Annotated in this window: 5 protein-coding genes and 1 pseudogene; 3 read left to right on the forward strand and 3 right to left on the reverse strand. The window is 71.6% G+C overall.

Going from position 1 to position 8,072, the window contains the following annotated elements; genetic code table 11:
• The first annotated feature begins 131 nt into the window (after positions 1-131).
• Complete coding sequence (locus ACFWZ5_RS43100; RefSeq protein WP_384805071.1) at positions 132-1,187, forward strand: helix-turn-helix transcriptional regulator; 1,056 nt, start codon at positions 132-134, stop codon at positions 1,185-1,187.
• A gap of 46 nt (positions 1,188-1,233) precedes the next feature.
• On the opposite strand, the pseudogene ctaD reads toward ACFWZ5_RS43100, so the two are convergent.
• Positions 1,234-2,760: pseudogene (gene ctaD, locus ACFWZ5_RS43105) on the reverse strand (cytochrome c oxidase subunit I); the annotation flags it as partial.
• 494 nt (positions 2,761-3,254) lie between these two features.
• On the opposite strand from ctaD, the gene ACFWZ5_RS43110 reads away from it, so the two are divergent.
• Positions 3,255-3,470 (forward strand): I78 family peptidase inhibitor, encoded by a 216-nt coding sequence (locus tag ACFWZ5_RS43110; RefSeq protein WP_384805073.1) that lies wholly within the window; start codon positions 3,255-3,257, stop codon positions 3,468-3,470.
• A 121-nt stretch (positions 3,471-3,591) separates the two neighbouring features.
• Here ACFWZ5_RS43110 and ACFWZ5_RS43115 read toward each other — a convergent pair whose 3' ends face one another.
• A complete protein-coding gene (locus ACFWZ5_RS43115; protein WP_384805075.1) occupies positions 3,592-4,608 on the reverse strand; it encodes a phosphatase PAP2 family protein in 1,017 nt (338 codons plus the stop codon).
• A 319-nt stretch (positions 4,609-4,927) separates the two neighbouring features.
• The gene (locus ACFWZ5_RS43120; RefSeq protein ID WP_384805079.1) at positions 4,928-6,043 is read right to left on the reverse strand and encodes a glycosyltransferase family 39 protein; all 1,116 of its coding nucleotides are present in this window, start codon (positions 6,041-6,043) and stop codon (positions 4,928-4,930) included.
• Between the two features lie 323 nt (positions 6,044-6,366).
• Here ACFWZ5_RS43120 and ACFWZ5_RS43125 point away from each other — a divergent pair, with 323 nt between their 5' ends.
• Positions 6,367-7,989: an MFS transporter gene (locus ACFWZ5_RS43125; RefSeq protein WP_384805077.1), complete on the forward strand. Its 1,623-nt coding sequence runs from the start codon at positions 6,367-6,369 to the stop codon at positions 7,987-7,989.
• Positions 7,990-8,072 lie beyond the last annotated feature (83 nt).

The following is an 8,072-nucleotide window of genomic DNA, read 5'->3' on the forward strand; positions in this document are numbered from 1 at the left end:
CAGGAGAGGGCGGGTGGGTGGGGGAATCAGCCCGCCCGGCGTTTGAGGGCGAGGCCCGCAGGGCCGGAGAGAAGGGGGTCTGGGGGCGGAGCCCCCGGGACGGGAGCCAGGTAGACGGGACAATCATGCGCATGTTGGAGACCTCCGCACGACTGCTCCGCCTGCTCTCCCTGCTGCAGGCCCACCGCGAATGGTCCGGCGCCGACCTCGCGGACCGCCTCGGCGTCACCCCCCGCACCGTCCGCCGCGACGTCGACCGGCTGCGCGAGCTCGGCTACCCCGTCAACGCCAGCCCCGGCACGGGCGGCGGCTATCAGCTGGGGGCGGGGGCCGAGCTGCCGCCGCTGCTCCTGGACGACGACGAGGCGGTCGCCGTCGCCGTGGGCCTGCGCACCGCGGCGGGACAGGGCATCGAGGGCATCGGCGAGAGCTCCGTACGCGCGCTCGGCAAGCTCGAACAGGTCCTTCCGAGCAGGCTGCGACGCCGCGTCGGCGCCCTGAACGCCTTCACCGTACCGATGCTGCACACCCCGAGCGAGCAGACCGTCGACGCGTCCGTGCTCACCGAACTGGCCGCCGTCTGCCGGGACTCCGAGCGCCTGCGCTTCGACTACCGCGACCACAACGGCAGTTCGAGCCGCCGGGCCGTCGAGCCGCACCGCCTGGTGTGCACCGAGCGCCGCTGGTACCTGGTCGCCTGGGACCTGGACCGCGACGACTGGCGCACGTTCCGCGTGGACCGCGTCACGCCGCGGCCCCCGCACGGCCCGCGCTGCGCGCCCCGCACGCCGCCCGCCGACGACCTCGCCGCGTACGTCGCACGGGGCGTCTCCACCCGCGCCTACGCCGAGGAGTCCACCGTCCGCCTGTTCGTGCCCCTGGAGGAGGCGGCGCGGCGGGTGCGGCCGCTCGACGGCACCCTGGAGGCCGAGACCGAGGACACCTGTCTGCTGCGCACGGGCGCGGCCAGCCTGGAGTTCATGGCCTTCCACGTGATGTTCCTGGGCTTCGAGTTCGAGGTCGTCGAGCCCGCCGGGCTCAACGAGCGGATTCGGTCGCTCCGGGATCGCCTGAGCCGGGCCCTGGACCGGGGTGCGCCGTCTGGTCGTCCGGGGCCCGGAACGCCGCGTACTCCGGATGGTGCAGGTCGAACGCCGGGGACTCGGAGCGGATCCGGGGCAGCGTGACGAAGTTGTGCCGCGGCGGCGGGCAGGAGGTCGCCCACTCCAGGGAGCGGCCGAACCCCCACGGGTCGTCGACCTCGACCTTCTCGCCGTACTTGGCCGTCTTCCAGAGGTTGTAGAGGAACGGCAGCGTGGAGAGGCCGAGCAGGAAGGCGCCGATGGTCGAGATGGTGTTGAGGACCGTGAAGCCGTCCGCGTCCAGATAGTCGGCGTACCGGCGCGGCATGCCCTCCGCGCCCAGCCAGTGCTGCACGAGGAACGTCGTGTGGAAGCCGACGAAGAGCGTCCAGAAGTGGATCTTGCCGAGGCGCTCGTCGAGCATCCTGCCGGTGAGCTTCGGCCACCAGAAGTAGAAGCCGCCGAAGGTCGCGAAGACGACGGTGCCGAACACGACGTAGTGGAAGTGCGCCACGACGAAGTACGAGTCGGTGACGTGGAAGTCGATCGGCGGCGAGGCGAGCAGCACCCCCGTCAGGCCGCCGAACAGGAACGACACCAGGAAGCCGATCGCCCACAGCATCGGCGTCTCGAAGGACAGCGAGCCCTTGAGCATCGTGCCGGTCCAGTTGAAGAACTTCACCCCGGTGGGCACCGCGATCAGGAACGACATGAACGAGAAGAACGGCAGGAGCACCGCGCCCGTCGCGAACATGTGGTGCGCCCACACGACCACCGACAGGCCCGTGATGGCCATCGTCGCGCCGACGAGCGGCAGATAGCCGAAGATCGGCTTCCGGCTGAACACCGGGATGATCTCCGTGATGATGCCGAAGAACGGCAGCGCGATGATGTAGACCTCCGGATGCCCGAAGAACCAGAAGAGGTGCTGCCACAGCAGCGCACCCCCGAACTGGGCGTCGAAGACGACCGAGTGGAAGCGCCGGTCCGCCTCGAGCACGAGCAGCGCGGCCGCGAGCACCGGGAACGCGATGAGCACCAGGATGGAGGTGAACAGGACGTTCCAGGTGAAGATGGGCAGCCGGAACATGGTCATGCCGGGCGCACGCATGCCGATGATGGTGGTCAGGAAGTTCACCGAGCCGAGGATCGTGCCGAACCCGGAGAGCGCGAGCCCCATGATCCACAGGTCGGCGCCGATCCCGGGCGACCGCTCCAGGCTGTTGAGCGGCGCGTACGCGAACCAGCCGAAGGCCGCGGGCCCGCTGGGCACGAGCAGCGAGCCGAGCACCATCAGGCCGCCGAAGAGGAACAGCCAGTACGAGAGCATGTTCAGGCGCGGGAACGCCACGTCGGGCGAGCCGATCTGCAGCGGCATGATCTCGTTGGCGAAGCCCGCGAACGTCGGCGTCGCGAAGAGCAGCAGCATGATCGTGCCGTGCATCGTGAACGCCTGGTTGAACTGCTCGTTGGTCATCAGCTGAAGGCCGGGCCGGGCGAGCTCCGCCCGCATCAGGAGCGCCATCACGCCGGCGATCAGGAAGAAGACGAACGACGTGATCAGATACAGATGGCCGATCTTCTTGTGGTCGGTGGTGGTCAGCCAGTCCACGACGACCCGCCCCGGCGACCGCTCCCGCCCCGGCCGCGCCTGTGCCCGCACCGTCTGCGTCCCCATCGCTTGCCCCTTCGCTGTCGCGTCCCGGGCTGCCCGAAGCACAGGCCATGATGCTCGCCGCGCCCCGACTCCGACAGGGGGCGTACGACGCCGGGGCGCCGCGGCGCGCACCGGTGCGCGCCCGGCCCGCAGGTGTGGAATCGGGAATTCCTTATGCGGTGTCACCTCCCTCGGGCCGTCCGGGAATCGCGAATGCGGAGGATCGGTAAAGGGTTTCCGGAGATGTTCGCGCCGCCCTTCCCGCGGCCTTTGGTGAAGCCCTTGACGCGGTTTTCCGGCGATCACTCAAGAGGCCCGGAAGTTCCTCGGAGTTCACCTCGAATTAGGGTGGGAGCGGCGCGGAACCGCTCGTACGTGTGACGGAGTTAGGGCGAAACACGCGTCGTGATCCTGTGACAAAAGCGTGACCAGAGGGGTACCGGTGACGTGTGGTGCGCGGCGCCCGGCCCGTACCGGGGTTCCCCGGCGCGAATCCGCCGCCTAACGTGGCGGACATGGCACCCATCCCCACACCCGCCCAGGAACCCCAGGACACCCCGGACTCCTATGTCGGCCTCGGCGCCGAGGCCGCCGAGCGCCGGGCCCGCGCGCACGGCTGGTCCACCGTCAGGTCGCTGCCGCCGGGCACGTTCATCACGATGGAGTACCTCGCGGGGCGGCTGAACTTCGAGGTCGAGGACGGCACGGTGAGGCGCTGCTGGAAGGGCTGACCGCACGTCGCCCGCCCGGCCCGCCCGAGCTCGCGCGAAGGCCCCGGCTCCTGAACGGAACCGGGGCCTTCGTCGTGCGGGAGTCAGCTGTGCGTACCGGTCCCGCAGTCCTCGGGGTGGGTCAGCCGCCCGCGACCGGGCGGGCCGACGTGCCGCGCACGCGGTCCGGGTGCGGCGGGCGGCGGGGGCCCGCCGGGGTGACCGGGGTGCGCTCGCAGCGGGCGGTGTGCGGGCCGGGGGCGAGGTAGGCCGGGGTGCGGGTCCTGGCGGCGGCGACGGGCTCGCGCGGGGACGGCTTGTCGCCGGGGCCGGAGGCCGTCGCGGTGCCCGCGGGCGTCCGCTGCGGCACCAGGGCCGGGACCGGTGCGCCGGCGCCCGACGGGCGGGTCCGCAGGCGGTCGCGGACGCCGAGGATCCAGGCCTCCGCACGGGCGGCGAGCGGCTCGAACCACGGCAGCGCGAGCAGGATGAGCAGGCCTGCGGCCCAGCCGAGCAGGACGTCGCTCAGCCAGTGCGTACCGAGGTAGACGGTGGTGAGGCCGACGCTCAGCGAGACCACGGCGGAGATCGCCGACAGATAGCGGCGGGTCAGCGGGGTGGATGCGAGATAGGCCAGGATTCCCCAGGTCACGACGGCGTTGGCGGTGTGGCCCGAGGGGAATATATCGCCGCCCTGCCCCATCTCGTTCGAGCCGATCACGGTGGCGTAGTGCGGACCGAGGCGGCCCATGCCGATCTTGGCGGCGCCGACCGTGGCGTTGAGCAGGAGCAGGGCCGTACCGAACATCAGGAGCGGGCGGAGCGTGTGCTGCCGCCAGGAGCGCCAGCCCAGCCAGGCCGCGACCATCACGGCCGTCGGGCCGCGCTGGCCGAGCACGACCCAGTAGTCGAGGAAGCCGTGCACCTCGGGCCACTGCTGGTAGGGCCGGAAGAACATGACCTGCCAGTCGAACCGGACCAGCCAGGAGGTGGCGAGCACCGCGACCACGATGGCGAGATAGAAGGCCAGGGTCGAGCTGAACAGCACGACTCTGTGCCGGCTCATCTTCGGCACATCGAGGTGGGCCGGCCTCTCCGGCTCACGGTCAAGACGGGCGAAGAGCCGGTCCAGACGGGTCAGGTTTCGTTCGGTACGCACCCAATCGACGTTACAGCGAGTGAGCGTCCCGCCCGGCCGATTCCCCGGGTTTGTGATGACGATGTGATGTGGCATTGATCTCAGGCTCCGGTTTATTCCCGCCGGAATCCCTATTCAATGGGGGTCGCTTTACCCAATTCGTTGATCTTTACCCCTGTCATTTAAGTGCGGCTCATGAATGCGTTCACCGGAAGCTGGTACGGAATTCTCCGGCCGCTCACCGGGTGCTCACGGGGCGCCATCGGGGCGATCTTGAGTAAACGATCTTGGCGGGATCGGGGCGCGATCGAGGGGGGATCGGGGCGGGGTCGGGGTGGGATCACAACGGCCCGGAACCGTGCAGCCAGAACGCCCCGTACACCGCACTGAGCACCGCCACCCCGCCGAGCACCGCCGCCGACCTCGGCGTACGCAGCCGCGCGAGCGCCACCGCGAGTGGGAAGAGCAGCGGGAAGGCGGGCATCAGCAGGCGTGGTTTGGAGCCGAAGTAACCCGCGGCACACAGCGCGAGCGCCACGACGATCCCGGTGTAGACGAGCAGCGGCAGCGGCTGGCACTGCCGCACCCCGACGACGTACAGCCAGATCAGCAGGCCGACCCCGACGATCAGGCCGAGCCCGGCGAGCGCACCCGGCACGGAGGTGAACTTCTCCCCGATGAACTTCCCGAAGGCGTACCCGCCGTCGAAGCCGTTGCCCCACCCCTTCTGCACATCGAGGTAGCCGAAGAGCCCGTCGCCCGTGCGGTGCCCGACCCACAGCACATAGCCCGCGGCCCCGAGCGGCGCGAGCAGCACGGCGAGGGCGAGCCGCCCGTTGGCGCGCCGGTCGGCCGGCAGCTCGCCCCGCCGCTGTCGGCGCACCGCCACGACGGCCGCCACCCACAGCGCGACGACCACCGCCCCGCCCACCGGCCGGGTGAGCCCGGCGAGCGAGGCGAGCGCGCCCGCCGTCACCCAGCGCCCGGTGAGCACCGCGTACAGCGACCAGGTGGCGAGGGCCGTGAACAGCGACTCGCTGTACGCCATCGACTGCACGATGCCGACGGGAAGCACCGCCCACAGCGCGACCGCGCAGACGCCGGCCCGCCCGCCGTAGAGATGATCCGCGACCTTGAAGATCCCGCCCGCGGCACACAGCGACGCGACCCAGCTCACCACCAGGCCCGCGTCCGCGTACGACAGCGGGCTCACCGCCGACACGAGCCGCTCCAGCCAGGGGAGCAGCGGGAAGAACGCCAGGTTGGAGTGCACGCTGCCGTCCGGGAGCCGCACCTCCCAGCCGTAGCCGTGCTCGGCGACGCGGGTGTACCAGAGGGAGTCCCAGCGGGCGGTGAGCAGCTTGTGCGGGCTCTTGCCCGCGGTCGCTCCCCAGATCGCCAGGGCCGCGAGGCCCAGGGCGCGCACGCCTGCGTACGCCAGCAGTGCGGTGCCCATCGCTGGGCGTTTGGCAAGATCGGTCACCGGCTGATTATCCCCACCCGCCCGCCCTCTCCTGGGGCCGCGCCCCGGGCCCCGCCTATATGGGGCTGCGCCCCTTTCCCCGCCTTGTTGGCGCTTCGCGCCTCGCCCTCAAACGCCGGGCGGGCTGGGGCCCTGTGTCGTATGCCACAGGTCGGCTGCGCAACCATGAGAGGTCCGCCACGCGCGGTGCCGGAGGACTCGCGTATGTTGATGGCCACTCGCTGTTCACAGCCGCCACAGCCGGACGTCCCCACCCGCTGGGCCGCACGCGCGAGTAATCACTGGGAGGTACGTACATGTCCGGGTTGACCACGGCCGCCGCTCCATCCGGCCGTCGGCCCCCCGGCGCGGGCGCCAACCGCTGGGTCGTGCTCGTCGTCCTCTGCGTCAGCCTGCTGCTCGTCGCCGTCGACGCCACCGTCCTGCACGTCGCCGTGCCCGCCGTCACCGAGGACCTCAAGCCCGGCGGGATCGAGCTGCTGTGGATCGTGGACATCTATCCACTGGTCTGCGCCTCGCTGCTCATCCTGTTCGGCACGCTCGGCGACCGCGTCGGCCGCAGACGCGTGCTGCTTCTCGGGTACGGCCTGTTCGGCGTGGCCTCGGCGGTGGCGGCCCTCGCGGACACCCCGACCGTCCTGATCGCGGCCCGCGCGCTGCTCGGCGTCGGCGGCGCCATGATCATGCCCGCGACGCTCTCGATCCTGCGCCAGGTCTTCCCCGACCGGCGCGAACGGGCGCTCGCCATCGGCATCTGGAGCGCGGTCGCCGCCGTGGGCGCGGCCGTCGGACCGCTGCTCGGCGGGTTCCTGCTCGAACACTTCTGGTGGGGCTCGGTCTTCCTCATCAACATCCCGCTGATGCTGATCAGCCTGCCCGTCGGCCGCTGGCTCCTGCCCGAGTCGACCGGCGAGCGCGACGGGCCGTGGGACGTGGTCGGCGCGCTGATGGCCGCGGCCGGGCTCTTCGGGCTCGTCCTCGGTGTGAAGCGGCTCGGCGGCGGCGAGTCCCCGCTGGGCGCGACCACGCTGGTGTCCCTCGCCCTGGGCGCCGGGCTGCTCGCCGCGTTCGTCCGCAGACAGCGGCGGCGGGCGCATCCGCTCGTCGACCTGGCGATGTTCACACGGCCCGCCTTCAGCACGTCCGTCGGCTGCATCGTGCTCGCGATGCTCGCGCTCGTCGGCCTCGAGCTGATCGCCGCGCAGTACCTCCAGCTGGTGCTCGGCCTGTCCCCGCTGGAGACCGGCCTTCGGCTGCTCCCGCTCACCATCGCCGCCATGGCCGCCGGGCTCGCCGGGTCCCGGATGCTCCAGCGCTTCGGGCCGCGCCGCATGGTCGCCTCCGGCTTCGCCCTCACCGCGCTCGCCGTCCTCGCCCTCACCGGCATGGGCGGCCACGACAACGCTCCGCTGCTCCTGACCGGCTTCGTGCTGCTCGGCTTCGGCCTGGAGACCACGCTGTTCGGCGCGTACGAGTCGATGCTCAGCGAGGCGCCGCAGACCCAGGCGGGCGGGGCCGCCGCGATCGGCGAGACCTCCTACCAGCTGGGCGCCGGCATCGGCATCGCGCTGCTCGGCAGCGTCATGAACGCGGCGTACGCGCCCGGGCTCTCCTCCGTACGGGGTGTTCCGGCGGCGGACAGTGCGGCGGCGGGGCACTCGCTGGGCGAGGCCTATGAGGTCGCGGAGCGGCTCGGCGGGGGGCAGGGGGCCGCCCTGCGGGCGGCCGCGCGGGACTCCTTCGTGTCCGGGCTGCATGTGACGCTGCTGGTCAGTGCGGGGTTGTTGGTGCTTGGTGCGGTGGCTGCGCTGCGGTTGCCGTGGCGGATGGAGTGCGGTGCCCCTGCCGGGGAGGGCGAGCCGGGGATACCGGTGCCCCGCGGCGAGGGCGCGGCCGTCCCCGCGGAGTCCCTCCGCTGAGGCCGTGCCCTGCCGGGAGGCCCCCAAGCCCGCCCCTTCCCGAACTGGGGGCTCCGCCCCCAGACCCCCGCTCCTCAAACGCC

Origin of the sequence: Streptomyces sp. NPDC059003, assembly GCF_042740445.1 — a bacterium.
In the GTDB taxonomy this organism is placed as follows: Bacteria; Actinomycetota; Actinomycetes; order Streptomycetales; family Streptomycetaceae; genus Streptomyces.

Coding starts and splice junctions, on each gene's coding strand:
- ACFWZ5_RS43100 (WP_384805071.1), top strand. CDS start 132: ATGTTGGAGACCTCCGCACGACTGCTCCGCCTGCTCTCCCTGCTGCAG.
- ACFWZ5_RS43110 (WP_384805073.1), top strand. CDS start 3,255: ATGGCACCCATCCCCACACCCGCCCAGGAACCCCAGGACACCCCGGAC.
- ACFWZ5_RS43120 (WP_384805079.1), bottom strand. CDS start 6,043: ATGGGCACCGCACTGCTGGCGTACGCAGGCGTGCGCGCCCTGGGCCTC.
- ACFWZ5_RS43125 (WP_384805077.1), top strand. CDS start 6,367: ATGTCCGGGTTGACCACGGCCGCCGCTCCATCCGGCCGTCGGCCCCCC.